The sequence below is a fragment of the Streptomyces sp. NPDC003036 genome (assembly GCF_040611175.1).
Classification (GTDB): domain Bacteria; phylum Actinomycetota; class Actinomycetes; order Streptomycetales; family Streptomycetaceae; genus Streptomyces.
The window spans coordinates 23,360-46,717 of the sequence record NZ_JBEXNO010000026.1; the positions used below are offsets into that span (position 1 = coordinate 23,360).

Genomic DNA, 23,358 nt, shown 5'->3' on the forward strand with positions numbered 1-23,358 from the left:
GGACCGGCGAGCGTCACGCGGTCACGGGGCGGCGTGCGGCGGGGTGGGTGCGGAGCTTGGCGAAGGAGACGGCGAGCCCGAGGGCCTGCAGGACGGCGCAGGCGGTGATGGCGTGGCCGAGCAGGGCGGCCGGGGTGAGGGCGACCAGGGCTCCGGCGATCGGGAAGGGCGCCAGGAGGAGCAGGATGATCAGGCTCAGGGTGCTGCCGAAGACCTCGGCGGGGACCAGGCGGGCGCGCAGAGTGCGCAACACGAGGCTCATTCCGGCCTCGCCGGCCATCAGCAGGGCGACCAGGACCAGGAAGACGGTGTAGGTGTCCGCGGCGGCCAGGACGAGGCAGGCGGCGGAGGCGAGGGCGGCGGCTGCGGCGCCGACCGGCCACAGTCCGACACGGTCGATGGCGAGGCGGGCGAGGGCGACCATCGCGAGGGAGGCGACCGCTGCGGCCGACCAGACGAGTCCGACCTGGCTGCTGGTGCCGCCGAGCTGCTGGATGACCAGCACGGGGCCGGCGGCCTGGACGAGGCCGATCGCCGTGTTCGACAGCAGCAGGCCGACGCACAGCCAGCCCAGGGCGGGCAGCGAACGCAGAGTCCTCCAGCCGGTCTTCATGCCCTGGACGACCGGGATGGGTGCCTCCTGCGGCCAGTTTGGTCGCTGGCGCGGGGCGAGCACGGCGCCGAGGACGGAGCAGGCGGCGATCGTCAGGAGCATGCCGGTCGCGCCGACGTACTCCAGCAGGACGCCGGCCAGAGCCGGGCCGGCGAGCGTGGCGCCTTGGTCGATGCCGAGCAGCACCGCTTGGACACGGTGAGCGTGTTCGCCTGCGTCCCGGCTGGCGGCGCCGCCGGCGGTCTCGGCCGCGATGTACGAGAACTCGGTGAGAACGCCGGTGACGGCGGCCAGGGTCATGACGGTGACCACGGCACCGGCGCCGTCGCCCACGGCGGGCAGGAGGGCGGCAGCGGCGAGGACGACCAGGGCGCGCAGGACCGAGGCGATGCGCAGCACCCGAGTGCTGCCGACCCGGTCAACGGCGGCGCCCGCGAGCGCGAACGCCGACAGGCGGGGGAGCCATTCGAGCACGAACGCCAGACCGGTCAGGGCCGCGGAGTCGGTCACCGCGAGCACGAGCAGCGGGATGCCGTAGGTGCTCATCGCGAAGGCGCCGGCGTCCGCGGTGCGCGGCACGTAGACGCCGCGTACGGGGCCGAAGGCCGGGGTGCGGGCGTGGCGGCCGACCGGTGGCCTGGGTTTGGCGTGCGTGCGGGGCATCGGGCGTTTCCGGTGGAAGGGTTCGGTATGTTCAGCGGCCGGCGGGGCGGCGGACCGGGGCGCGGCTCACGGCCGGGGCGGGCGCGGTGGCGGTCTGGGACACGGCCTTGAAGGCGGTGCAGAGGCCGGTCAGGTGGCGTACGGCGTCGCCGCGGCGGGCGAGGAGCATGTCGATCTGCGGGCCGGTGAGCTGCAGGACGCCGTCGGTGGAGCGGTGGCGGTACTGGTCGCGACCGTCGACGACACGGCTGAGCTGCTCGATGGCGTACTCGGCCTGGGCCTGGAGTCGCTCGTCGATGCCGTCGAGCACATCGGCCTCCTCGCGGATGAGGCGACCGAGGAGAGCTGCCGCCTGTCCACTGGCGGGATCCCGGACCGGGATTCCGCCCAGCAGGGAGCGGACGGTGGCTTCACCGAGTCGGGGCGACGGCCGTCGTGCTCCGGTCACCGGCACGGGCCTGTCGTCGGCGACGAGAACAGGTCAGCCGGCCGCCAGTTCTTCTCGGGGGCCGGGGCATGCGGCTGGGCGACGGGCACGGCGGTGCGCATCGTGTGCCGGGCCTGGTGAGCGGCCCACTGCCCAGATCGCGCGGCGGCCGGAAGGCGGTTTGCACCCCAGAGCGGGTGGCTGCCGGCATCCGTGTGCGGTCGGCCGGTCGCCCAGGCAGCCACGGTCCGGTAGACCGGCGCGAGGGAGCGGGCAGCGGCCGTCAGGCTGATCCGGGCCGTGTTGAGCGTGTCCTTGTCCGCCCCTGCCTGGGGGGTGATGGTGACGAGGCGGTCCTCGCTCAACTTGTACACCGGGTGGTAGACGGCGGCGACGCTAAGGTCGGGCATCGTCTCTTGGTGGAGGGCCGCCATGGTCGAGGGGCCGCGCTCCTTGAGCGCCCACAGCAACGGGGTGGCGTGCTTGTACGAGATCAGCGCGAGGGCGTCTTCGGCGTTCTGCGCGGCCGGTATCCGCTCCGGCAGCATCTCCACCTGCGTCGTGCCGTTCTTGGTCACCTTCGTCTCGACGAGCTGCTTGTCGAGGTGCTGGTCGCCGTAGGCGGCCATTGCCTCCAGGGTCGGCAGCAGGGCCCGGCCCCGGTCGGTGAGCCCGTACGTGACGTGCTTGCGGGAGAAGGCGGTGCGCTCGATCAGGCCGGCATTGGACAGCGCGCGAAGGCGGGGCGTGAGCTGGCCGTCCACCAGCCACGGCAGGCGGGCGTTGACCTCGCTGTAGCGCATCGGCTGGGTCTCGGCGGCGAGCGTCATGAGCACCCACACGCTCCAGCGCGGCGCGATCATCTCCAGCGTCTCGACGACGCGGGGCAGGTCGGTGGACGGGACTCGGGCAGCGGCCACGGGAGAACTCCAGACGGGGCGGAGGTACGAGGGAGAAGAGGAGGGGGTTACCGCGAGCGGGCGGATACCGGCGCGGGCGCCGCCGGCAGGGCCGCGGTGGGTTCGCAGACCTTCGGGAGGTCGGGCGCGCCGTCGGGGACGCGGTGCAGGCTCTGCAGGACGTCACCGAGGACCTGCGCGTGGGAGTCGCGGGTGGTGACGGCGTGGGCGAGGCGACGGGCGGCGTCGATGATGTGGCCGACGTCCACGGCCTCGATGGTGCGCTCGGGCGCGGTCAGGCGGTGAAGCTGCTCGGTGTGGAAGACGACGCCGCGATCGGCGTACTGGAGGGCGTCGAAGCTGTTGAGGAGGGCGTAGCGCATGCTGCCTGGCTCGGCACCGGCGGCGAGTTCGGCGATCGGGCGGCCGTAGAGGGCCTCGATTCGCTCCCCGGCGCTACGGGAGGCGGCGTACGGATCGGGCACTCAGCGGCCCCGGGCCAGCGCCCCCGACTCCACAGACGTGGCAGGTCGAGCAGGAGGAAGGCTGGTGGCCAGCGCGGTTACCGGCCGGGCCGTCGGAGGCGGCATGGCGGACAGCAGTGAGTCCAGCGCACGGCGATAACCCCGCCGGCCGTCCAGCGCGGCCTCCAACCAGTGCGCATCGGACTGCAGGACCTCGGCGGACAGCAGGTCCAGATCGCCGTCCGGCGCCATGCTCACGTGAACGCGGTCGCGGACACGGACGACCTGCTCCTCGGCCAGGGCGAGGAAGGACCTCAACTCCAGGGCCCGGACGAGCGCGGGCGAGGCGCCCGGGCGCACGGCCTGCTCGTACAGATCGGCCAGCGGGGCGCCGAAGATGCCCTCTAGAGCGTCGTCCTGGCTGCTCGGCTTCCGGGTGCTGGTCATCGTGCGACCCCCGAGATCCGGGCGGGCTGGGCCGGAGCCGCAGCCGGGAGGGTGGTGGTCAGGCGAGGCGCCGGACGTGTCCGCATCTCCGGCTTCCCGGTCGGCACGTCGAGGAGGAACCGCAGTCGCTCCGCGCGGGCATCGCGAAGTTCGACGGCTTCGTTCACCTGCTGGGCCAAGCCCATGACCGGGTCGTCGAGGATCTCGCCCACGGCGGTCTCCAGTGCAGCGAGGAGTGCGTCCTCGGTCTTCTCCACCGCGGACTGGGCCTGGGTGAGCAGGCCGTAGGCGTGGACGACGTTGGTAGCGCCGGCGTGGGCGTGCGGTGCGGCCTTCACGGCCCGGGCGAGCTCGGGCAGCGTCATGGTGAAGTGCGTCTCGATCTGCTCGGCGAGCACGGCCACGATCTCGCCGTCGAGGAAGTCGGGGGTCTCGGACACGGAATGGTGCTCCAGGGGAAGAAGACGGTGCAAAGCACGAAGGCTGCTTCGGGCGCAGGTGCTTCGGCGGAGCTGCCAGCGGCGACGTCAGCCGGGGATGCCGGATGCAGGGGTGACGTGCCGCCAGTCGCGGCCCGGCGCGGCGTGGATGGCGACGGCGAGGGGCGACACGATCCACGGCGCCGGACAGCTCGCGGGCACCGGATCCGCGCGGGGAGAGACTGCCGCGGGGTCACCGACGAGGGCGGTGGCGGTGATGGCGGCGGGCGAGTAGCACACGACGAAGGACTCCAGACCAGGCAGAACAGGAAGAAAACCGTCTCCACGGACGTGGCGGCGACAGAGGCAAGGGTCCGGAGGATCCCCGGTTTCCGAAACCGGGGATCGCCCGATATATTGCGCCCCCTTCCTCCCGCCGCGTACGCCTCCTGCGCCAACTCGGGCCCCTGACAGGGGCCTTACCGGCACCTGCCCTGAAGGCCCGTTGATGCCGGCCGAACCGGCGCTGCGGAGCTGGCTCCTCGACGAGGGGCAGGCACGGGAGGGCGCAGCGGCGGCGGATCGCCTTGCTGCCAGGCGGTCCACCAGGCGCGTGCCTCGTCGATCGTGGTGAAGCCGCCTTCGCGAAGGGTGTGGGCACCGGACACCACGTCGTAGCGCTCCCACAGAATCCGGAACGCCGGTCCGGATTCCTGGCCGGGCGAGCGAAGCATCACAACGACCTGCGGTGATACGCCGTCGTCCGTGTAGCTGTCGAGCATGGTGAAGCGGACGGCGTCACGACGGACCCGGGTCTCCAGGGCGCGGGTGAGGGCGTCGGCGGCCACGTGCACGTCGGGAGGCTCGATGGCATCAGGTGGACAGCGCCGGTCGAGGAGCCACGACTCCGCCATGGCGAACAGCGGGAACTCCTGCATGGCCACTTCGAAGGTGCGAGCGTCCAGATCCCGCGAAAGGTGCACAGCTCGAAGCTGAGGCGCGCCGGGGACACCCCACGTAGCGGCCTGGTCATGAAGGATGAAGTAGCTGTTGACAGGCGTGTGGTGTTCGGCCAGGACCCTGAGTTCCGGCGCGTCGACGCCATAGAGGAGATTCCGGTGGCTGTCGTCGGCCGGCTCGAAGCCGTCAATTCCATAGTCGGGGCACTGATAGAGCACGGCTGAGGCGCTTTCGCGAGGAGTTGTCGGGCTGGGCAGATCACGGACGGCCCTCGGTGCCGCCGGCTTCTCTCGCGCGGAGAGAGGTCGGCGAGAGGGGGCACCGTGCGCCGTGGGCGGCGACACGGGCGTGGAGGTCAGTCGAGGCACATGTACACGTCGCGGTAGACGTAGCTGCCGGAGACCCAGCCCTTCACGCCCGTCGTACGGTCCGTGATGTAGTGCCAGCCGCCGCGAGAGGAGTGCACGGTGAACCGGTGGCTGCGGTAGAGGACGCCGACGACAGAGGAGCGGGTCGTGGGGCTCTTGCGGATATTGACGGCGCTGGTGCCGATGGTCCACGGCCCGGGCCGGTCGCAGTCCCGCACGAGCGGGAGGGACGCCGGTGCGGCGGTGGCAGCGGCGGCGACGGTGGTGGTGGCGGGGATCGCGACGCTGGCGAGAGCGACAGCGCACAGGGCGGTACGGGCGAAACGCAAGGGGAACTCCTGAGGGTGGGAGGACACAGGGAAGGGAAGGTGCGCTGGCAGTGGGGCAGCGGTGCCCGCCGGGGGCGAAGCCCCGGATGACTCGTTCGGGCCCGAGCCAGCGGGCAGGGTGGTCAGCGGCTCCGGGCCCGGGCCGGCCAGGCACCGACCGGGCGGGCTGGCGCGGGGGGCTGGGAAGCCGCGGGGCGGCGGGAGCCGAGGAGCGCGGATCGGCCGGCGTCCGTGAGGGTGACGGGCTGCCCCGCGATCAGGCTGCGGGAGGTGTCGCGGACGACCAGGCCATGATTTTCAAGGCGCTGGAAGGCGGCGAAATCCACGAGTCGTCCGTGGGCGGTCCGTACGGACAGGCGGTGGGTGTGCAGGTGCTCCCGCACGGTGCCGCCCGAGGCCAGCGAGAGCAGAGCGGCAAGATCGTGCGGGGTCAGCTCGTTGTGTGCCGGAACGGCAACGGGGGAAGCCGCGCGGACCATGTCGAGCGCGCTGGCGGCGCGGTGCTGGCCCTCGTCGCGTTCGGCGGCGGCGTGAGCAAGGTTGGTCAGTGTCCGGCGCATCCGGTCGAGCAGGGCGGCATCGACGGGGTGGGTGCCGGAGGAGAGCTTCATCAGCACGTTCAGGTGGTATGCGACGGCTGTCTCCGCGAGCCCGAGGTCGCGGTGCGCTGCGGCCAGCGCCGCGCGCTCGGGGGTGAGCAGTCCGGCCTGGTGATCGTGGTGAAGGGCAGCGAGGTCTCCGACGGTTTGCTCGATCTGCCCGTCCAGGGCGGTCGGCGCCGCCGAGGAGGTCGACGCGGTCATCGGGCCGCCCGTCAGCAGGCGCAGTCGTCAGGGAGAGCGGCCAGGAGGGCGGTGCGCCGGTAGGACTTTCGACGGCGGCCGTCGGGAAGGGTGATGTCTCGGCTGGCGACCTCGTAGGGGCGCAGCAGGGTGGCGAGGCGGGCCTGGGTGAGTTCGGCGTAGGGCCAGCGGCCTTCGGCGGTGCCGTGCATGGTGCGCAGGGCGGCGACGAGGTCGGCCGAGGCAAGGGCGTCCGGGCAGCCGTAGTCGTCGAAGACGGACAGGCAGGCGGAGACGATGCAGGGGCCGTTGACGTGCGGCACACGGCGGGCTCCGTCCCCGGTCGCGGCCAAACCTTCGGAGATGTGGACCGGTTCCTCCTCGTCAGACGCCATGCCGGTGCAGCAGGTGTCGTCGCCGAGCAGGAGGCCCAGGTCGCGAGCGACGTCGAGCCTGTCGATGAGCAGGTTCACGATGTCGTCCAGCTCGGCTTCCGCCTCGGCGTGGCTCCTCGGCTCGGGCCGGGCCAGTACGGCGCGCAGTTCCTTGTCGAGTTCGGCCTGTCGGTCCTTCACCTGCAGCAGCGTCTGGTGGTGCGGATGCGGCGCGGGGACGGGATAGAGGGCGTCGGTCAGCAGGCGCCCGATGAGGTCGGGCAGGGCGCTGGTGCGCAGGGGGGCGGTCAACGTCGGTTCCCCTTCGGGTCGGTGTCGGGCGCAGGCGAGGTGAACAGGTCCGCAGGCCGCCAAGCCGCGGGCGCCATTGCCGTAGAGGCGTCGGGCCTGGCGGACGGTGGTGTACGGCCCTGCATCTGGGGCGGGAGGGTGCGAGCCGCATGGGCGCGGGGGCCGGCCGCGGGGCGTGGACGGTTCACACGGGCGCGGACGGTGTCGTAGATGTCGTGCCGGGATCGAGGCCGGACGGCGACCACGTGCGCCTCGTGGTGGTGATGGGACCCGGGCGGGGCGTTTTGGAGGCGGTAGACGATCCGCCACTCGGACCTCTCGCCCAGGTAGAGCTTCCGGTATTCGCGCAGCTCGCCGGTGAGCGAGCCGCCCGTGACGCGGGCCCGGACGACATCCTCGATGAGGCCCAGGGCCCGGTCCCGGATGTCTCGTGGGAGTGCCCGCAAGTCAGTTAGAGCCTCGGGGTTGAAAGACAGCCCGTACGCCGGCGGCGGCGTCACGGCGCGAGCCCGATGTCGTCCTGCGGGGAGGCGTCGCCGTCCTGCTGCGCCTCGGCCTCGCGGGCGATGGACCGCGTGGAGGGGCCGGGGGCGCGCAGAAGGCGGTGCTCGGGTCGGTCGGGGTCGGTCTGGCAGGCGCTGAGCGGCCCGCCGGCCCCGCGGACATGGGCCATGGCATGGGTGAGGAAGTCGCGGTGCCAGACGAACATCCCACTGGGCCCGGCCTCGGGGTCCTTGTGCTGCTGGTAGGCCATCCACAGGGCGTGCAGCCAGGCCACGACGTCGAGGTGCTCCTGCCACTGCGGGCACCAGGGCGCGGCGGTGGTGATCTCGGCGCCGTAGACGTCCATGAGGTGGTCGTCGACCCAGTCGGTCAGGGCGGCCAACTCGTCCTCGAACTCCTCGCCCTCCAGCTCCAGGATGGGCTTGGGCTCGGGCGGCGGGGCCGGCGGGGTGAAGGCCGGCATGCCGGGAAACCCGGCGTACGGCATGCCCGCAGTCCGCGGATCGGCTGAAGGCGCGGCGGCCAGGCTGTCGATCATGCGGGCCTGTTCGGCAGACCGGTCCAGAAGTTTCCGCACGGACGCCTCGATGGATTCGAGGTCGGCGTCGGGAAGACGGACCGGTTCCATTTCCCCGCCGGCGCGGGTCTGGGGGGATTCGGACACGAAAAGGGGTCTCCTTGCAGCGGGAGCCGGTAGTTCAGCAACCCCGATGGTCCGGAGAATCCCCGGTTTCGGAAACCGGGAATCCGCCGCTATATTGCGCCCGCCGTCGAAGGACTACTGGCCGGCGACCGTGCCGGTTCAGGCGGTGAGGGCGAAGTCGTCCTGCGACGTGGTCTGCCGGACGGTGTCGGTCAGCCGATCGGCGGCGACCGCGGCGTACTCCTTGGTCTTCTCGATGCCGACGAACTGCCGTCCTTCGAGGAGAGCGGCCACTCCGGTGGAGCCGGATCCGGCACAGAAGTCCAGGACCGTCCCTCCCGGCGGGCAGATCTTGACGAGCTCGCGCATCACGGAGACCGGCTTCTGGGTGATGTGCCGACGCTCCTTGCCCGAGGGCTGCGAGGCGCTGTAGAGGCCAGGCAGGTAGACCGGGTTGGCGGCGGCGTCGATCCTGCCCTTCGCGCCCCAGACGATGAACTCACAGTCCTGCCGGAACTTGCCCTTCTGCGGGCGGGCCTGCGGCTTGTGCCAGGTCAGGACGCCGAGCCACAGCCAGCCGGCGGCCTGGAGGGCATCCGTGGTCGCCGGGAGCTGGCGCCAGTCGGTGAACAGCAGCGCCGTGCCACCGGTCTTCGTGGCGCGGTGTGCCTCGGTCATGATCTGCGTCAGCCAGAGCGTGTACGAGCGCTGGTCCATGTTCTCGCCGGTGAAGTCCGGCAGCGCGTGCTGGGCGTCTGCCGAGACGTACTTCTGCCGGGCTGAGCGGCCGGTGCGCTCCTTCGCGGTCCGGCCGCCCGAGTTGTACGGCGGGTCGGTGATGACGGAGTCAGCACAGCCGTCGGGCAGGGTCGTCAGGACGCTCAGGGCGTCGCCCTGGTGAAGGGAGAACGACAAAAGGGGCCCCATTCGGGAGAGGGATACGGAAGGAAGGGCTCCAGACCGCGCCGTGGCTCACAGGGGAAGGATGGTGAGCGCGCGGGGAGGCCAAAACTGTAGAGCACGATCCCCGGTTGGGCAGCATCGCCGCCGAAGTTGCGCGCAGTTCTCGGGAGTTCCGGCGGCGATTTCGGTGACCGGGGATTCGGGCTTACTGTCTTGTCACTGCCCGGCGGATACCGCTGATGGCGCCACTCTCCCCCCTTCCTTGTCCTGCCCAGGAGGCCCCTGTGTTCCGTCCGTGACCCCGCGCGCGCTCCGCCGCGCCGCCCCGTGTCCTCTCCCGATCGCCGCAGACCGGAGGCACGTCCATGTACCGCCCCTGACGCCCAGCCGCTCTCCGCACCGTCGCCGCTCCCGCCGCACCAGGAGGTCCCGCTGATGTTCCGCCCGTAGCACTCCCCGCACGCTGTCCCGCCCATTCGGGTTCCACCCGCGACCGAGGAGGCCCGCCGATGTTCCGCCCGTAACTCCCCTGGCCCGGCTCGGTGCGTGAGGCAACACGCACCCGGCCCCGGGCCCGCCCGGATCCACCCCTCCGGCCGTACGGCCCTTCCTCCCGCACACCGTGCGGCCGGAGGCCCACCCCCGAGGACTCCCCGTGACCCGTCCCGCTCCCATCCCAGGTGACCGCTCCGCTGCCCGCCGGCCGGAGGCCGCCCGCGAGTGAAGGGCATCGCCGCCGCGATCGGTGTGCTCTGCCTGTCCCCACTACTCCTTGCCGGCACGGCCGTCGTCGCCGCGGCCGGCGACTCCTCGGCCACCACCACAGCCTCGTGCGACGCCGGCCCCGTCGACACCGCCGCTGTCCAGCAGCAGGTCGCCGCCGTACTCGGCGGCTCCGGCGCCAAGGACCTGCGCATCGAGGGCCTCGAACTGCCCAACGAGCAGATCCCCCACGCCCGCACCATCGTCGCCACCGGCATCACCCTCGGCGTCCCCGAACGCGGCCAAGTCGTCGCGCTGGCCACCGCGATCCAGGAATCCCGCCTGCGCAACCTCGCCTACGGCGACCGCGACTCGCTCGGCCTGTTCCAGCAACGGCCCAGCCAGGGCTGGGGCTCCCCCGCCCAGATCCGGGACCCCGTGTACGCCAGCACGAAGTTCTACAAGGGCCTGCTGAAGGTCGCCGGCTGGCAGCAGATGACGATCACCCAGGCCGCGCAGGCCGTCCAGCTCTCTGGCTTCCCCGACGCCTACGCGCAGTGGGAGACGCTCGCCCGGGCCCTGCAGAAGGCCATCGTCCCCACCCTCAAAACGCCCGGTCGCCCCGCGGGCGACGGGCCGGATCGGCCGGCCGACTCCTGCTCCCCGCTCGACGACGGCAACGCGATCGGCCCGATCCCCGAAGGCGCCATCCCCAAGAGCTACGCGATCCCCAGCGACACCGACCCCCGCGCGAAGAGGGCCCTCACCTGGGCGATGCACCAGCTCGGCACCCTCTACCAGTGGGGCGGCACCTGCCGCGCCCCCCACGGGCCGGACCCGATGGGCCGCTGCGACTGCAGCTCACTGACCCAGCAGGCGTACAAGGCCGCCGGGATCACCTTGACCCGTACCACGTACACGCAGATCGGCGAGGGCCGTGCCGTCCCGCTGAACCAACTGCGCCCCGGTGACCTGGTGTTCAGCCGCGGTACCCCGGCACGCCCTGAGCACGTCGGCCTCTACGCCGGTCACGGCCTCGTCATCGAGGCCCCGCGCACCGGCAAGCCGGTCCGGTTCACGGCGCTCGCCGACTACGCCGGACACAGCGCGCGCCGGGTCCTGTGACACCGGTCCACCCGACGAGCCCATGAGGCGCCGGGTGGACCGGCCCACCTCCCGCGCCGCAGAGCGCCCCCTCACTCTCCTTCCTTCCCGTTCCCGGCACGGGCCACCGAGCCGTGCCCGCACAAGGAGCGCACCACCATCTCCCCCGTCTCCCTCACCGCACTTCCGTACGACCATCTCCTGCTCGCCTTCGACCCCGGAGTTTCACCGAAGGGCGGCGGTCTGCCGGGCCTCGAAGTCCTGCGCACCGTCGTGAACAGCATCAATCTGTTCGGCATCGTGGCCGTGGTCGGCGCGCTCGCCGTCAGCCTCGGTGTGTGGGCGTGGGGCCACCACACCGGTGGTCACCAGGCCGAGGCCAACGGGAAGAAGGGCGCGATCGTCAGCGCCGGCGCCGCCCTCGGGCTGGGCGCGGCCAACGGGATCGTGGCCTTCTTCTCCGCCCTCGGTTCGCAGGTCCGATGAGGAAACGTTCCCTCGATGCAATCGGTATCGGCTGGCGGCCTTCTCGCCGTCTGCTCGTCGTGATCGGTGCTCTGGCCGTCCTGCTCGTTCTGGCCGGAGCGGTCGCGTGGTGGACCGGCAACGGCAAGCACGCCGGTGCCACGCCGCCGAAGCCGGCTCCGGCCGCCTCGGACTCGCCCGGCGGCGTTTCGCCCACCTCACCGACCGCGGGTACCGGCCGGTCAGCCGTACCGGCGCCGCCGCCGGTCGCCGACCCGCTCGCCTTCGCCCGGGCGAGCGCGGTGATGCTGTGGACCTTCGACGCCCGCACCACCAGCCACGCCGAGCAGCTCGCCGGCATGCGGGCCTGGATGACTCCGGAGTCCACGTACGCCGACTGGGACTCCGTCCAGGCCCAGGTCCCCGACCCGGTGCTGTGGTCGCGGCTGAAGGACAACGGCCAGCACGCCAGCGCGACCGTCTCCGAGGCGCACTTCCCGTCCGCGTTCAAGCAGGCCCTCGCCGACGACCCGGCCGCGATCACCCAGGCGTACATCTACGCCGTCACGGTCCGCGGCAAGACGCAGCTCGCCTGGACGGGCGGCGGGTCCGGGGCTGAGGACAGGCAGATCACCCTCGCCATCCAGTGCCGTCCCAGCACGGACTGCCGCCTGGTCGCCGTCGCCCCGCGCGTCGCCCCGTAGCCCCTCTCCTACCTCCCGAAAGGACGCCCGACGTGGGCTTCTGTGACCTGCCCCTCGCCGGTTCCGTCTGTGACGTCGGCGACGCGATCGACTTCGCTTCTGATCCCGTCGGCGCGATCGGAGACTGGATGGTCCAGAGCGCCGGCGACGTCGCCGCCGCGGCGGCCGACCTGGCTGCCAAGGCCATCGACCGCACCACCAGCATCGACCTCGGTGCGGCCTGGTTCCGCGACAACTACGAGACGATCCTGCCCATCGGCCTCGTCGTGCTCGTCGCCACCTTCTGCGCCCAGCTCGTCAGAGCCGCCGTGAAACGCGACGGTCAAGCCCTCGTCCAGGCGCTGACCGGCACCGCCTCGGGCGTTCTGTTCGCCTTCTGCGCGATCACCTTCACCACGGTGGCCATCGAGGTCGTCGACGCCCTCTCCGACGGGCTGTTCGCCGCAGCCGGCACCGATATCTCCTCCGCAGTGCGCCGGATCGTCAAGGTCTCCCAGATCGGCGCGGTCGCCGGACTCGGCTGGCTCGTCGCCGTCGTCGCTGCCCTCGCCTCGGCCGTGGGAGCGTTCCTGTTCTGGTGCGTGATGATGGTCCGCAAGGTCGGCATCCTCATCCTGGTCACGCTCGCGGTCTTCGCGGGAGCGGGCGGCGGCTGGGAGGTCGCCCGACGCTGGCGCCGCGGCTGGATCGAGGCCACCGCCACCCTCGTCGTCTCCAAGCTGCTGATGACGATCATCTTCGTGCTCGGCATCTCCGCGCTCGGCAACGCCGACAGCAAGGACGGAGTGGCCGCCCTCGCGGATGTCGCGGCGGGGATGGTGATCATGCTGCTCGTCCTGCTCTGCCCCTACATGGTCTTCAAGTTCGTGCACTGGGCGTCTGAGGGAACCGACGGCGAGGCGATCCACCGCGCCGGTGGCGCCGGAGCGTCGATGGCCCGCCAGCACGCCGAGAACGCCGGACGCAAGGCCGCAGCGGCAGCCGCGACCGCCGGAACCGGGGGCGCGGCGGCTGGAGCCGGAGCGGCTGGTGGCGCCCAGGCCGCCGGCGGTAGCGGATTCCCCGGCGACATCGCCGCGAACCCGACGGGCGGGATGAGCATGGACAAGGGCGACTCGGACGACTCCTCCGGCGGTGGTCTGCAGGATCTGCTGCAGCAGGCCGCGCCTCCGCAGGCCCAGAACGCTTCCCCGGCCACCGGCCAGGACGGCGGCGTGCCGAGCTGGAGCGGAGGCGGCGCCGACTCCGCCGTCGGCGGGCAGCAGACCGGCTGGGACCACGGTGTCCCCTCGGACCCGATGCCTCCGGCCCACGGCTCGTCGTCCACGAGCGACGGTGCCGCCCAGTCCGGCTCACCCGCCGGCCTGTAGCCCCCCGCCCGCACCCGTCCCGGGCAGGGCCCGCCGACCCGTACGGCGCGCCCTGCCCCGGACCTGACCCGTCCCGGAAGCGATCGTGTCCTCCGAAGTCCTCCCGCTCACCGTGAAGTTCCCCGCCCGCTCCCGGCGGGGCATCCTGCTCGGCCTGACCCTCCCCCAGCTGGTCCTCGTCTCCTCGGCGCTCACCCTGCTCCTGGTCACCGTCGTGACCGCCGGCCTGGTCGGCGCCATCACCCTGGCGCCCCTTTGGATCGCCACCGCGGTCCTGGTCGGCGTACGGCGCGAAGGCCGGTCTCTGATCGACTGGGCCCCGCTCGTCACCCGCTACACCCACCGCCGCCGCACCGGACAGACCATGTGGCGGGCCCGCCCCGCTTCCCGCCCGAAGGTCGAAGGGCTCCTGCACCTGCCCGGCGCGACCGCCTCGCTGCGCGTCGCCACCGCCGACTCCGGCGCCGCCGCCGTCCACGACCCCCACGGCCAGACCCTGACCGCCGTCGCCCGCCTCAGTTCCCGCGCCTTCGCGCTGCTCGACCCGGCCACCCAGAATTCCAACGTCGCCGCATGGGGCCGGGCCCTGGCCGGCATCGCCCGCACCGGGCACGTCGCCACCGTCCAGGTACTGGAGCGCACGGTGCCGGATTCCGGCGACAGCCTCGCTCGTCACTGGGCCGAGCACGGCAAGCCCGAGGCTCCCGTCGCAGGGCAGATCTACTCCGCGCTCGTCGACTCCGCAGGCCCGGCCGCCGCTCCGCACGAGGCGTACCTGGCCATCGCGCTGGACCTGAAGGCTGCCAAACGGCTGATCAGCCAGGCCGGTGGTGGTCTCGGCGGGGCCTTCACCGTCATGGAGCAGACCACCGCCGCCATCGCCCAGGCCGCCCGCAGCGCCGGCCTCACCGTCACCGGGTGGCTCGGCGCCCGCGAGATCGCCGCCGTGCTGCGCACCGCCTACGACCCGGCGGCCACCGCCCGCCTGCAGCAGTGGTCCTCCAGCGGCCGGGGCGAGGCCGATCCGGCCGCCGCCGGCCCCGTCGCCCAGGTCGAGGAGCCGGACCGGCTGATCACCGACAGCGCCCGGCACGCCACGTACTGGATCGAGAACTGGCCTCGCACCGAGACGAACGCCGGGTTCCTGCACGGGCTGATGTTCAGCACGGGCGTCCGCCGCGTCTTCTCCCTCATATACGCGCCCCAGGGCATCGAGTCCGCCCTGCGGGACGTGCAGCGCCGCAAGGCCGCGATCATCGCGGACGCCTCCGAGCGCCAGCGCCGCGGCCAGGTCGACTCCGAGGCCGACAGCGTCGAGTACGCGGACGTCAAGATCCGCGAGAAGCAGCTCATCTCCGGACACGCCGATGTCGCTCTGACCGGACTGCTCACCGTCTCCTCCGACACCGACCAGGCCCTCGACGCCGCCTGCGCCCAGATCGAGACCGCCGCCGCCGGCGCCCAAGTCGACCTCCGACGGCTCACGTTCCAGCAGGCCGACGCCTTCACCGCCAGCGCTCTCCCGCTCGCCCGCAACACCCTCTGACCGGCCCCGCCGCCCCGGCGGCCCCCTCCCAGTGAGAAGACGATGTCCCCCGACGACCGCCCCGGTGGCCCGGCCGCCGGCGACGCGCACCCGTTCCTGCGGGCAGCCACCGCCGGCCTGCGCCACCACACCCGCGCCCAGACGCCGGACGAGGCCGCCCGGCCGACCGACCGGCCCCACCTCGACACCCTCCACGCCCACCTCACCACCCTGCACCGCCTGGTCGACCAGCTCGCCGAGCACACCCGACCCGAACGGCCCGCCGCCGGACGGCACCTGGCCACCGCGCACACCCGCCTGTGGCAGGCCGCCGAATCCGTCCACGCCGCGTTCCACCTGCTGCCCGCCCCCGTCGGCGACGGCGACTGCCACCCCGAGCGGCTCCCCGAGGGACCGCCGGTCCTGACCATCTGCCAGCGCCACCTCGCCGCCGTCCACGCCGTACGGCGCAAGACCACCGCCGCCGACCTCGCGTCCTGACCTCCCGACCGGAAGCGAACCGTGTCCCACCGCCGCGCCAGCGCGACCCCCCTGTTCACCCCGCACGGCATCGACCGTGCCCAGCGCCGCGCACTGCGCAAGCAGACCGCCCGCGCCGAAGCCCGCGCCCGAAGCGCCGCCGGCACCGCCGCCGACCAGCAGCCCGTCGAAGCTCCCTTCCCCGAGGCCGTCTACCCGCCCACCGGGCGGCCCGGGCCCGCCTCCGCCCGCGGCAGCCGCCTCAAGCTCCCGGCCCACCGCATGACCACCGCCGTCGCCTCCGCCGCCTACCCCTTTCTCGCCGAAGGCGGACTCGGCGCCGACGGCATCTACATCGGCCGCGACCTCCACGCCGAGGGCAGCTTCACCTTCGACCCCTTCTCCCTGTACGGCCGCGTCGAAGGGTTCACCAACCCCAACGTGCTGCTCGCCGGGGTGATCGGACAGGGCAAGTCGGCGCTCGCCAAGAGCCTGGCCCTGCGCTCGGTCGCCTTCGGCTACCGGGTGTACGTGCCGTGCGACCCGAAGGGCGAGTGGACGGCCGTCGCCCAGGCACTCGGCGGCGACTCCATCGCCCTGGGCCCGGGCTTGCCCGGCAGGCTCAATCCGCTGGACGCGGCACCGAGGCCGACGTCGGTGCCGGAGGCGGAGTGGGGAGGCGAGGTCCGAAAGCGCCGACTGCTGCTCCTCGGCTCCCTCGCCCGCACCGTCCTCGGCCGCGACCTGCTGCCCATGGAGCACACCGTCCTCGACGTCGCACTCGACGCCGCGGTCACCCGTGCGACCGCCTCCGGCCGCCCGCCGCTGCTCGGCGACGTCGCCCACGCGCTCGCCGACGGCCCCGGCCTAGAACTGGCCGGCGGACTGCTGGCCGGACGCCTCGGCGATGCCGCCCGCGACCTCGCCCACGCCATGCGCCGCCTGGTCTTCGGCGACCTGGCCGGCATGTTCGACGCCCCGTCCACCACGGTCTTCGACCCGTACCGGCCGATGCTGTCCATCGACCTCTCACGCCTCGGCGGCACCGACGACGCCGCACTCGTCCTGGCCATGACCTGCGCCTCGGCCTGGATGGAAGCCGCCCTCACAGACCCCCACGGCGGCCGACGGTGGGTCGTCTACGACGAGGCGTGGCGACTGATGCGCCACCCCGCCCTCCTCATGCGCATGCAGGCCCAGTGGAAGCTCTCGCGCGGCCTGGGCATCGCCAACCTGATGGTCATCCACCGCCTGTCCGACCTGCTCTCCGCCGGCGACGCCGGCAGCCAGAGCCGCGCGCTGGCCGAGGGCCTGCTCGCCGACTGCAGCACCCGCGTGATCTACCGCCAGGAGACCGACCAGCTCACAGCAGCCGCCGGACTCCTCGGCCTGACCTCCGTCGAGACCGGCGCTCTGTCCCACCTCACCCGCGGGCGCGGCCTGTGGAAGGTCGCCGGCCGCTCGTTCGTCGTCCAGCACCAGCTCCACCCGGCCGAACTCCAGCTGTTCGACACCGACGCCCGCATGCACTGAAGCCGCGCGCCACCGGGCCACACTCACCGAGACCATTCAAGGAGCCCCATGGGCACCCCCAGCTTCATCGCCCGCCCCACCGATCCATCAACTGGCAGCCGTTTCCGAGGGGTCTATTGCCTCTTCGACGGGTACCCGGACCACCAGCTGCCGCTCCTGCTCGGGGCTCTGCGCTACCGGTTCGCCGGTGATCTCCATGCCCTGCGCCAGCATCTGCTCGACGCCCCACACGACTGGCAGGGCCTCGGGGTCGACCTTCTCGAAGGTGCGCCAGACCATGTGCTGGAGCAGCTCGACCCCCACACGGAGCGCTTCCCGAGCATGCCCCTCACCGACGTTTTCACGCCGAGTGGGGAGCCCGCCGAGCCCATCCCGATCACGGAGCGGAGCACCGGCGGCGACCTGGAGTGGGGCTACGTCCTGCACGACCAGGGCATCGAGGTCATCTCCCTGCCCTGGTACGACCGCGGTCCGCTCGTCAGCTGGAGCACCTCGCCGCTCGCCCGGATTCACCGCGCGCCGCTGCGGTGGGCCCCGGACAAGCCCGCTCCCGTCCAAGCCCCGCGCACGGGGCTGACGCTCGTCATGCCGCCCGGCCCGGCCCCCGCGTCACCCGCGCCGCGGCCCATCCGCTGACCACCCCGACCACAGGAGATTCCCTGTCCGCCCCGCAGGTCACCGTCGTCATCGCCACCCAACTTCGCCCCGACCGACTGCCCTACCTGCAGCAGATGCACGCGAGCCTCACGCGCCAGACCGTGCCGTGGGAAGCGGTTCTCGTCCTGGACGGGGCTGAACCCGGCCGGCTGCCTCCCACGATCGCCGCTGACCGGCGGGTTCGAGTCCTGGCCCTGCCCCGTCCGGTCGGTGCCGCCTGCGCCCGCAACCTCGGCCTGAGCGAAGTACGGACCGAGTTCGTGAACTGGGCCGACGATGACGATGTCTTCCCCGACTGGAGCCTGGGCGTACGGCTGGACGCATTCACCGAGCGGCTCGGGTGGGTCGCCGGGTACAGCGAGGACCTCCTGCCGGACGGCACCACCCGCCTCTGGGAATGCCCGACGCCGCCCGGCTTCCACGACGCCGGCGATGTCGTCACCTACTGGCCACGCCCGCAGGACACCATCCCGATCGGACCCACCACCATCCTGGCCCGCACCCGTCTGATGCGCGCGGCCGGCGGCATGGGCGGCCTCGTCCAGGGCGAGGACTACATGGCAGCCGTCGGCGTCACCGCCCTGGCCCCCGGCGTCCTTCTGCCCCTGCCCGTCTACAAGTACCGCAAGCACGAAGGACAGATGACGCGGGGCGCGCGATATGACGAGCTGGAGCTCGCCGCCCGGCGCCACGCCCACGCCTTCGGACACGCCCTGCGCAACACCTTCGTCACGGCACGGGCCGCTTGACCATGTCCGACCGTACGCAGGCCCACCGGCGTCCCGACGCCGAGATCATCCTCTGCACCAGCGCGTCCGCCGGCTCGTCGCCATCCCGGTCGGCGAGCAGTACACGTGGGCGGACACGGCCCTGCTCGTCACCGAAGGTTTCCAGCGGCACAAGAAGGGCGTCCACGTGCTGCGCGATCTCAAGGCGATGCCGAAGGTGATGCCCGCCCTCGCCCACGCCGCACGACAACACCGCGTCGTCCTGACCGCGAGTCCGCGCCCCTACCTCGGGGACTACGCGCGCGAGCTGGCCACCCATCTCCCCGGAACCTGGACGGCGAAGGTCGAGGTCTACGCCCATCCCGTGTGGCAGGAGGACTGGATGCCCCTGCTGTGGGACAGCGGTGAGCTGGCCGAGGCGATGGAGCACCGCCGGATCCCGTACGGAGCCGTCCTCAGCGACGGTGCCGGAACGGAACTGCTCCTGATCGAGCACCCCGGCAGCGCCCGCGCGTACCTGCTCGGGGCCTGCGCGACCAGCACCTTCGACGACAACTACCAGAACCCCTACGCACCCGAGTCCGCCACACTGCCGCGTTCGCCCGTCTGGCGGCCTCCCAGGTGGCGACGGAGTTCCTCCCTGCGTACGAGCGGGCCCTGCACGAGCGCCTGCTGGCCGCGGTCGAAGCCGGGCACGCACGACTCGAAGAGATCCGGGCTTCCGGCGGGAGCGACCTCGCCAGGCACTACGCCGAGGAGTCCACGACCATCTTCCGGCGGCTGCGCCCCCACGCCGCGGAGCTCCTCGCCCGAACCCGCAGCGCCGTCGTCGCGGGCCCCGAGGACTCCGTGGTCCTGGACCGGCTGCACGGCCTGCTCAACCCAGCGGGGACGACCGGCGATCCGCGGGCTTCGGTGTTCATCCCTCCCCGGCCACTCATGCCAGCCTCGGCCGACGAGGTCGGCCAGTGGCTCGCCGACGGCCCCTTGCTCCTGAAGCATGCCCGGACCGCTCGGCCATCAGCGCCGGTGTCCGGACCGCGCCCTGCGCTCGCTCCGCCTTCGCGCTCCCTCGCCGCTCCAGCTGCCCCGGTGACCGTCCGACGCCTCCCTCGCACCTGAGGACCAACATGCCCCCGCACTTCCACTTCGGGCTTCACCCCGAGCACGGTGTCGTTGCCCGCCCGACATCCGCGATCACGCCGCATCTGGCCAACTGGTTCCTGGTTCAGGAGCAGTTCGAGCCGGTCCCCGGCAGGACGGAGCTGTACCGGCTCACCAGCCCGGACCAGGACCCGCGACGACGCGGCCGACAGGCTGTCCACGACCTCCGCCGGCGTGGGTTCACCGTTCAGGCCGACATCAGCCTCGACCCGGCGCAGTCCGCCCCACCGCCCGCTCCTGCGCGGAGGAACGGCCTGGCCGAACGCCGGACCCGCATCGCCCAGGCGGCAGCGGGCCGTTCCACTCAGCGCCACGCCGGCACCACACCCTCAATCACCGCGCAGTCGCCCGTCGCTGGCCCCCCCCCGCCCGTGGCCGCGGCCAGCCGGAGGCGATGACCGTGGCCGAGGACCCGATAGGAGCTCGTCGCCCCGACCCCGTTGCCGGTGCCGAGCGCGCCGTCCGCACAGTGCAGCGGCTCCTTCCTTCGGGACTGGTTGAGCTTGCCGGGCGCGCGCCGCCTGACCGCAGCCAGCGGAGACGTCGGCCGGTATGAGCCGGGGGTCAGCCGCGCGACGGTCATTGACCTCGGTGACGAGGGCACCGGTTCAGACGTGCACGCTCTGGGGGCACCTGGTCACGCACATCCCAGTCCTGGGGACGGCAGCGCAGATGTACTGGTTCACGCGGACGCACTCGGGCCGCCCTGGTGCCCGTGGCCCCAACGATCCGAGGCTCAGCCGCCCCCTGGCCAGCAGCAGACGCAGAGGGCGACGGGTGACACCCTTGCTCGCTCGATGCAGCCCATGTTCACTGGCGACTGGTGCGAGGACGACAATCTGCGTGCGTTCCTCCTCGGTCTGCTAGCCAGCCGACAGGACAGGGAACGATGCTGGTCGCCGGTCGCTTTGAGGACGGGTTCGCCTACCAGGTGCGGGCCAGCGGAAACGCGGAGCAGCCGGTGCTCGGCTCCGTGCGCGCGGCCGCGCTAGTCGATCTACGCATGGGTGAGTCGATTCCGTTGACGCCGACGGGCTCGCTGCGTGTAGTAGCTAGAGGACGACGAAGAGGCGGCACTCGCATGCTGCGTCGATACACCGACGTCATCGAGGAAGACGCTGGGGCACATCGGCGGGCGCAGGCACATCGGGAATGATCGACCCCACTGCATCAGGCCTTCAATTCCGAATCGGGCGGCAGGCCATAAGCCTCTCGCCACTCCTTCATGAACTTATCAACCGACTTGGCATTTCCCTGTGACAGGTTGCCATAAAGGTCCACCAAACGGTCTAGGGATTCAATGGACCCATCCGGTGACGAAGTCGGAATTCTAAGCTCCTCCCCGTTAGGCAATCGACGCATGAAAAGCCCAATGACGTCATCCGACGTCACAGGATGCACCAATTCATCTACGAAGGTACGCCAGTCGACCAAGTAGACGCCCTTCTTCCTCCCGCGGTCCGAGGCCAGGTAGAAATCCTGTAGCCGCAACCCCGTGTGCGCCGACTCGTCGAAGCGGGGAACGAGCACATACGAGTGCACAATCGCGTGACAGAGAAGCAGAACAGGCAATCGTTCAGGGCGCGCCGCTTCGGTGTCATAAAACTTCTCGACGTGATGTTGATCTATAGCACCAGGGAAGAAGTCTTTGCGTACAGGCAGGAACGTGACACTAATAGGGCGTTCTTGAACCTCAACAGAGAGCTTCGCAGCCTCAATTAGCTTTCGCACGCCGAGACCAACCCGAAAAAGCGTGTCCTCAAAACGGACACGCCAGTACGCAACCCAGTCGTCACTTGCACGCGTGGGGGGCCAAGGCCACTCCCGCAGGTCATGTTCGAAGCGCTTCACCGCTCTATACAAGAGGAGTTTGTACGCCGGACCATCGTCAATCACTCGTTCATCTTAGTTTGGCGCGCAAGCCGGCGGGGGCATTTACCCACACCCCGGCGGGAGACAGGCGCGGCTGAGACACCCGCCGACGCGACGAACCCAAGTGCTGCGTTCGCCGCGTACGAAGGTCTGGCGGCGAGGAGACATCGCTTGATCAGGCTCCGAACGGGATCGCTCACCCAGACGGCACCTCCGCGCGGGACCTGCACGACACGCTGGCCTACCTCGGCGACGCCGAGCGTCTTCCCGGCCACCCTGACGACCTCGCCGATCTCGTGACCGCAGCCCTTCAAGGCCGCGAGCCTTGTGGAGGGGAGGATCGCAGGGATCGGCCGCTTCCCAGACGCGGGCGACGGAGAGCCGGCCTTCGTGGCGGTCGACGTGCCAGGGCTGACGGAGCTGCGTCAGCGGATCGTGGACGCGCTCGAGTCGTCCCCCGTTCACCTCCGCGCTGAACCTCGACCACGGCTTCACGCCCCCCATCACGCTCGTGTACGGCCTGCCGCTGGACACCGCTCCCACGCCGCCCATCCCGGTCGCCTTCGACACCGTGCACATCGTACGAGGACCGGACTCGACCCCAATCCGCCTGCCCGGCCCTCTCGCGGCCGATGAGGAGACCAACCGGCAGAGACAGCACCACGACACCCTTCTCTGGCCGCAGCGGAGAAGAAGTCCGCGCACCAGGCCGTCCGCCAGGCCCTGGCCGCGCCGCGCTGGGTTCGAGCGAGCTCCCGCGCAGTCGTCCTCGAAGACAAGTTCCCCGCCGGATCTACGTGCCCGGGCCCCCGTCCGGCGGGGCCGGCACCGCCGTGTACCGGCCCACGCTGCCCGGCCGGCCTGACCACCACCCCGCCTCTCAAACAAGGAGACCTTCATGGCTGTCCCCACCACGTTCGAGATCGTCCACAGCTGTGGACACACCGTCACCCATGACCTGGCGAGCCGCTCGGCCGACCAGCGGGCCGGTTACGCCCGATGGCTCGCGGCCCGTCAGTGCACCGACTGCTGGCGTGCCGCCCACCAGGCGGACGCCGTCAGCACGAAGGAGTGGCTCGCGCAGAAGCGCGCCGAGGAGGAGGCCGCCGCCGCGCACTGGGCGGCACAGTTCGACATGCCGCCCCTGGAGGGCCCCGAGACGATTCTGAGCTGGGGCTCGCGCAGCCGGCATCAGCTCGTGACCCGCGCCTACACCGAACTCGTCACCGAAGGAACGTGGGACGAAGCCGACTGGGCAGAGCTGGAGGAGCAGATCCGGCTGGTGACGCGAGCCGGATGGTGGGTCGACCAGCGCGACGCCGAGGGCGCCGATCTGCCCGAACTACTGGACGCCGCCAGCGACCGGGACCGGCCCACGGAGAACCCGTTCCGGTAGGGGCGCGGCGCGCAATATAGCGGCGAAGTCCCGGTTTCCGAAACCGGGGATTGTCCGGACCCTTTGTCTTCCACCGCCGCCCCGCGCCCATGTGGAAGGACCTCCGTGCCCGAGACCCGCCCCGTGTACCTGCCGCCCGACCCGATCACTCCGGAGCGGGACATCACCCACGCCCACTTCCGGCCCGGCGAGCACGTCGTGATCCTCAAGGGCGCGGCAGAGGGGCAGTTGTGGGGCGACGCGATGAAGGTCGTCGCACCGTCGTGGCATACGCCGACCGACGAGGACGGCTGGCGGCTGCTCGACCCGGACGGCGGCGACCGCTCCTACATCACCGCCCATCCTCGCTACATGGTGCACCTGTCCACCCGCTGCCCGGAGTGCCTGGTCCACCAGCAGGCGCTGCGCGAGTACCTGGTGGCGCGCGTCGGAACCGCCGAGGAGCCGGTCGACTGCCGCTGGTACTCCCTGACCGCGCTCAACCAGCTCGCCCACGTCGCCGACTCCGGCCGATAGCGCGGGCCGCCGGCTCACACGCGGCGGCAACAGGC

The 23,358-nt window shown here is 71.7% G+C and carries 27 protein-coding genes; 12 read left to right on the forward strand and 15 right to left on the reverse strand.

Annotated features, from left to right (window positions below; genetic code table 11):
* Window positions 1-13 precede the first annotated feature (13 nt).
* The 13 genes from ABZX67_RS20145 to ABZX67_RS20205 form a co-directional block, all read right to left on the reverse strand.
* Window positions 14-1,276: an MFS transporter gene (locus tag ABZX67_RS20145; RefSeq protein WP_355361987.1), complete on the reverse strand. Its 1,263-nt coding sequence runs from the start codon at window positions 1,274-1,276 to the stop codon at window positions 14-16.
* A gap of 31 nt (window positions 1,277-1,307) precedes the next feature.
* Window positions 1,308-1,724 carry a hypothetical protein gene (locus ABZX67_RS20150; protein ID WP_355361989.1) on the reverse strand — a complete coding sequence of 139 codons (417 nt, stop codon included), beginning with the start codon at window positions 1,722-1,724 and terminating at the stop codon, window positions 1,308-1,310.
* Window positions 1,721-2,623, reverse strand: coding sequence for a helix-turn-helix domain-containing protein (locus ABZX67_RS20155; RefSeq protein WP_355361991.1), 903 nt, complete (start codon window positions 2,621-2,623; stop codon window positions 1,721-1,723). The genes ABZX67_RS20150 and ABZX67_RS20155 overlap by 4 nt, the downstream gene beginning before the upstream one ends.
* A gap of 47 nt (window positions 2,624-2,670) precedes the next feature.
* Window positions 2,671-3,087 (reverse strand): hypothetical protein, encoded by a 417-nt coding sequence (locus ABZX67_RS20160; protein WP_355361993.1) that lies wholly within the window; start codon window positions 3,085-3,087, stop codon window positions 2,671-2,673.
* Window positions 3,088-3,513: a hypothetical protein gene (locus ABZX67_RS20165; RefSeq protein WP_355361995.1), complete on the reverse strand. Its 426-nt coding sequence runs from the start codon at window positions 3,511-3,513 to the stop codon at window positions 3,088-3,090.
* Window positions 3,510-3,953, reverse strand: a complete 444-nt coding sequence (locus ABZX67_RS20170; RefSeq protein WP_355361997.1) for a hypothetical protein — start codon at window positions 3,951-3,953, stop codon at window positions 3,510-3,512. The genes ABZX67_RS20165 and ABZX67_RS20170 overlap by 4 nt, the downstream gene beginning before the upstream one ends.
* A gap of 87 nt (window positions 3,954-4,040) precedes the next feature.
* Window positions 4,041-4,232, reverse strand: coding sequence for a hypothetical protein (locus ABZX67_RS20175; protein WP_355361999.1), 192 nt, complete (start codon window positions 4,230-4,232; stop codon window positions 4,041-4,043).
* Window positions 4,233-4,411: 179 nt separating this feature from the next.
* Window positions 4,412-5,110, reverse strand: coding sequence for a hypothetical protein (locus ABZX67_RS20180; protein WP_355362001.1), 699 nt, complete (start codon window positions 5,108-5,110; stop codon window positions 4,412-4,414).
* Between the two features lie 137 nt (window positions 5,111-5,247).
* On the reverse strand, window positions 5,248-5,589 hold the full coding sequence (locus ABZX67_RS20185; RefSeq protein ID WP_058942148.1) for an SH3 domain-containing protein: 342 nt from the start codon (window positions 5,587-5,589) through the stop codon (window positions 5,248-5,250).
* 122 nt (window positions 5,590-5,711) lie between these two features.
* Window positions 5,712-6,392, reverse strand: a complete 681-nt coding sequence (locus ABZX67_RS20190; protein WP_355362004.1) for a hypothetical protein — start codon at window positions 6,390-6,392, stop codon at window positions 5,712-5,714.
* An 11-nt stretch (window positions 6,393-6,403) separates the two neighbouring features.
* Window positions 6,404-7,057 carry a DUF3631 domain-containing protein gene (locus tag ABZX67_RS20195; protein WP_355362006.1) on the reverse strand — a complete coding sequence of 218 codons (654 nt, stop codon included), beginning with the start codon at window positions 7,055-7,057 and terminating at the stop codon, window positions 6,404-6,406.
* A 496-nt stretch (window positions 7,058-7,553) separates the two neighbouring features.
* Window positions 7,554-8,189, reverse strand: coding sequence for a DUF4913 domain-containing protein (locus ABZX67_RS20200; RefSeq protein WP_355362138.1), 636 nt, complete (start codon window positions 8,187-8,189; stop codon window positions 7,554-7,556).
* A 174-nt stretch (window positions 8,190-8,363) separates the two neighbouring features.
* A complete protein-coding gene (locus ABZX67_RS20205; RefSeq protein ID WP_355362008.1) occupies window positions 8,364-9,119 on the reverse strand; it encodes a site-specific DNA-methyltransferase in 756 nt (251 codons plus the stop codon).
* A 708-nt stretch (window positions 9,120-9,827) separates the two neighbouring features.
* On the opposite strand from ABZX67_RS20205, the gene ABZX67_RS20210 reads away from it, so the two are divergent.
* The 9 genes from ABZX67_RS20210 (at window position 9,828) to ABZX67_RS20250 (ending at window position 18,396) form a co-directional block, all read left to right on the forward strand.
* Window positions 9,828-10,934 carry a C40 family peptidase gene (locus ABZX67_RS20210; protein WP_355362010.1) on the forward strand — a complete coding sequence of 369 codons (1,107 nt, stop codon included), beginning with the start codon at window positions 9,828-9,830 and terminating at the stop codon, window positions 10,932-10,934.
* Between the two features lie 138 nt (window positions 10,935-11,072).
* Window positions 11,073-11,399: a DUF6112 family protein gene (locus ABZX67_RS20215; RefSeq protein ID WP_355107238.1), complete on the forward strand. Its 327-nt coding sequence runs from the start codon at window positions 11,073-11,075 to the stop codon at window positions 11,397-11,399.
* A gap of 59 nt (window positions 11,400-11,458) precedes the next feature.
* Window positions 11,459-12,082, forward strand: coding sequence for a hypothetical protein (locus ABZX67_RS20220; RefSeq protein ID WP_355362012.1), 624 nt, complete (start codon window positions 11,459-11,461; stop codon window positions 12,080-12,082).
* Window positions 12,083-12,114: 32 nt separating this feature from the next.
* The gene (locus ABZX67_RS20225; protein WP_355362014.1) at window positions 12,115-13,452 is read left to right on the forward strand and encodes an ATP-binding protein; all 1,338 of its coding nucleotides are present in this window, start codon (window positions 12,115-12,117) and stop codon (window positions 13,450-13,452) included.
* Between the two features lie 85 nt (window positions 13,453-13,537).
* Window positions 13,538-14,998 carry an SCO6880 family protein gene (locus tag ABZX67_RS20230; protein ID WP_355362016.1) on the forward strand — a complete coding sequence of 487 codons (1,461 nt, stop codon included), beginning with the start codon at window positions 13,538-13,540 and terminating at the stop codon, window positions 14,996-14,998.
* Between the two features lie 42 nt (window positions 14,999-15,040).
* Entirely contained in the window at window positions 15,041-15,478 is a 438-nt protein-coding gene (locus ABZX67_RS20235; protein WP_355362018.1) for a DUF6238 family protein, read from the forward strand.
* A 21-nt stretch (window positions 15,479-15,499) separates the two neighbouring features.
* Window positions 15,500-16,990 (forward strand): ATP-binding protein, encoded by a 1,491-nt coding sequence (locus ABZX67_RS20240; protein WP_355362020.1) that lies wholly within the window; start codon window positions 15,500-15,502, stop codon window positions 16,988-16,990.
* Window positions 16,991-17,038: 48 nt separating this feature from the next.
* On the forward strand, window positions 17,039-17,626 hold the full coding sequence (locus ABZX67_RS20245; RefSeq protein ID WP_355362022.1) for a hypothetical protein: 588 nt from the start codon (window positions 17,039-17,041) through the stop codon (window positions 17,624-17,626).
* Between the two features lie 95 nt (window positions 17,627-17,721).
* On the forward strand, window positions 17,722-18,396 hold the full coding sequence (locus ABZX67_RS20250; RefSeq protein WP_355362024.1) for a glycosyltransferase: 675 nt from the start codon (window positions 17,722-17,724) through the stop codon (window positions 18,394-18,396).
* Here the strand turns inward: ABZX67_RS20250 and ABZX67_RS20255 are convergent.
* Window positions 18,377-18,871 (reverse strand): hypothetical protein, encoded by a 495-nt coding sequence (locus tag ABZX67_RS20255; protein ID WP_355362026.1) that lies wholly within the window; start codon window positions 18,869-18,871, stop codon window positions 18,377-18,379. The two genes, ABZX67_RS20250 and ABZX67_RS20255, sit on opposite strands and share 20 nt — an antisense overlap.
* 125 nt (window positions 18,872-18,996) lie before the next feature.
* Here ABZX67_RS20255 and ABZX67_RS20260 point away from each other — a divergent pair, with 125 nt between their 5' ends.
* Window positions 18,997-19,497, forward strand: a complete 501-nt coding sequence (locus ABZX67_RS20260) for a hypothetical protein (protein ID WP_355362028.1) — start codon at window positions 18,997-18,999, stop codon at window positions 19,495-19,497.
* 1,212 nt (window positions 19,498-20,709) lie between these two features.
* Here the strand turns inward: ABZX67_RS20260 and ABZX67_RS20265 are convergent.
* Entirely contained in the window at window positions 20,710-21,435 is a 726-nt protein-coding gene (locus ABZX67_RS20265; protein ID WP_355362030.1) for a hypothetical protein, read from the reverse strand.
* A gap of 874 nt (window positions 21,436-22,309) precedes the next feature.
* Here ABZX67_RS20265 and ABZX67_RS20270 point away from each other — a divergent pair.
* Both ABZX67_RS20270 and ABZX67_RS20275 read left to right on the forward strand, forming a co-directional pair.
* Window positions 22,310-22,807, forward strand: coding sequence for a hypothetical protein (locus tag ABZX67_RS20270; protein ID WP_355107025.1), 498 nt, complete (start codon window positions 22,310-22,312; stop codon window positions 22,805-22,807).
* Between the two features lie 105 nt (window positions 22,808-22,912).
* Complete coding sequence (locus tag ABZX67_RS20275) at window positions 22,913-23,323, forward strand: hypothetical protein (RefSeq protein WP_355362032.1); 411 nt, start codon at window positions 22,913-22,915, stop codon at window positions 23,321-23,323.
* Window positions 23,324-23,358: the final 35 nt, after the last annotated feature.

Coding starts and splice junctions, on each gene's coding strand:
- ABZX67_RS20145 (WP_355361987.1), bottom strand. CDS start 1,276: ATGCCCCGCACGCACGCCAAACCCAGGCCACCGGTCGGCCGCCACGCC.
- ABZX67_RS20165 (WP_355361995.1), bottom strand. CDS start 3,513: ATGACCAGCACCCGGAAGCCGAGCAGCCAGGACGACGCTCTAGAGGGC.
- ABZX67_RS20190 (WP_355362004.1), bottom strand. CDS start 6,392: ATGACCGCGTCGACCTCCTCGGCGGCGCCGACCGCCCTGGACGGGCAG.
- ABZX67_RS20200 (WP_355362138.1), bottom strand. CDS start 8,189: ATGGAACCGGTCCGTCTTCCCGACGCCGACCTCGAATCCATCGAGGCG.
- ABZX67_RS20235 (WP_355362018.1), top strand. CDS start 15,041: ATGTCCCCCGACGACCGCCCCGGTGGCCCGGCCGCCGGCGACGCGCAC.
- ABZX67_RS20245 (WP_355362022.1), top strand. CDS start 17,039: ATGGGCACCCCCAGCTTCATCGCCCGCCCCACCGATCCATCAACTGGC.
- ABZX67_RS20250 (WP_355362024.1), top strand. CDS start 17,722: ATGCACGCGAGCCTCACGCGCCAGACCGTGCCGTGGGAAGCGGTTCTC.
- ABZX67_RS20270 (WP_355107025.1), top strand. CDS start 22,310: ATGGCTGTCCCCACCACGTTCGAGATCGTCCACAGCTGTGGACACACC.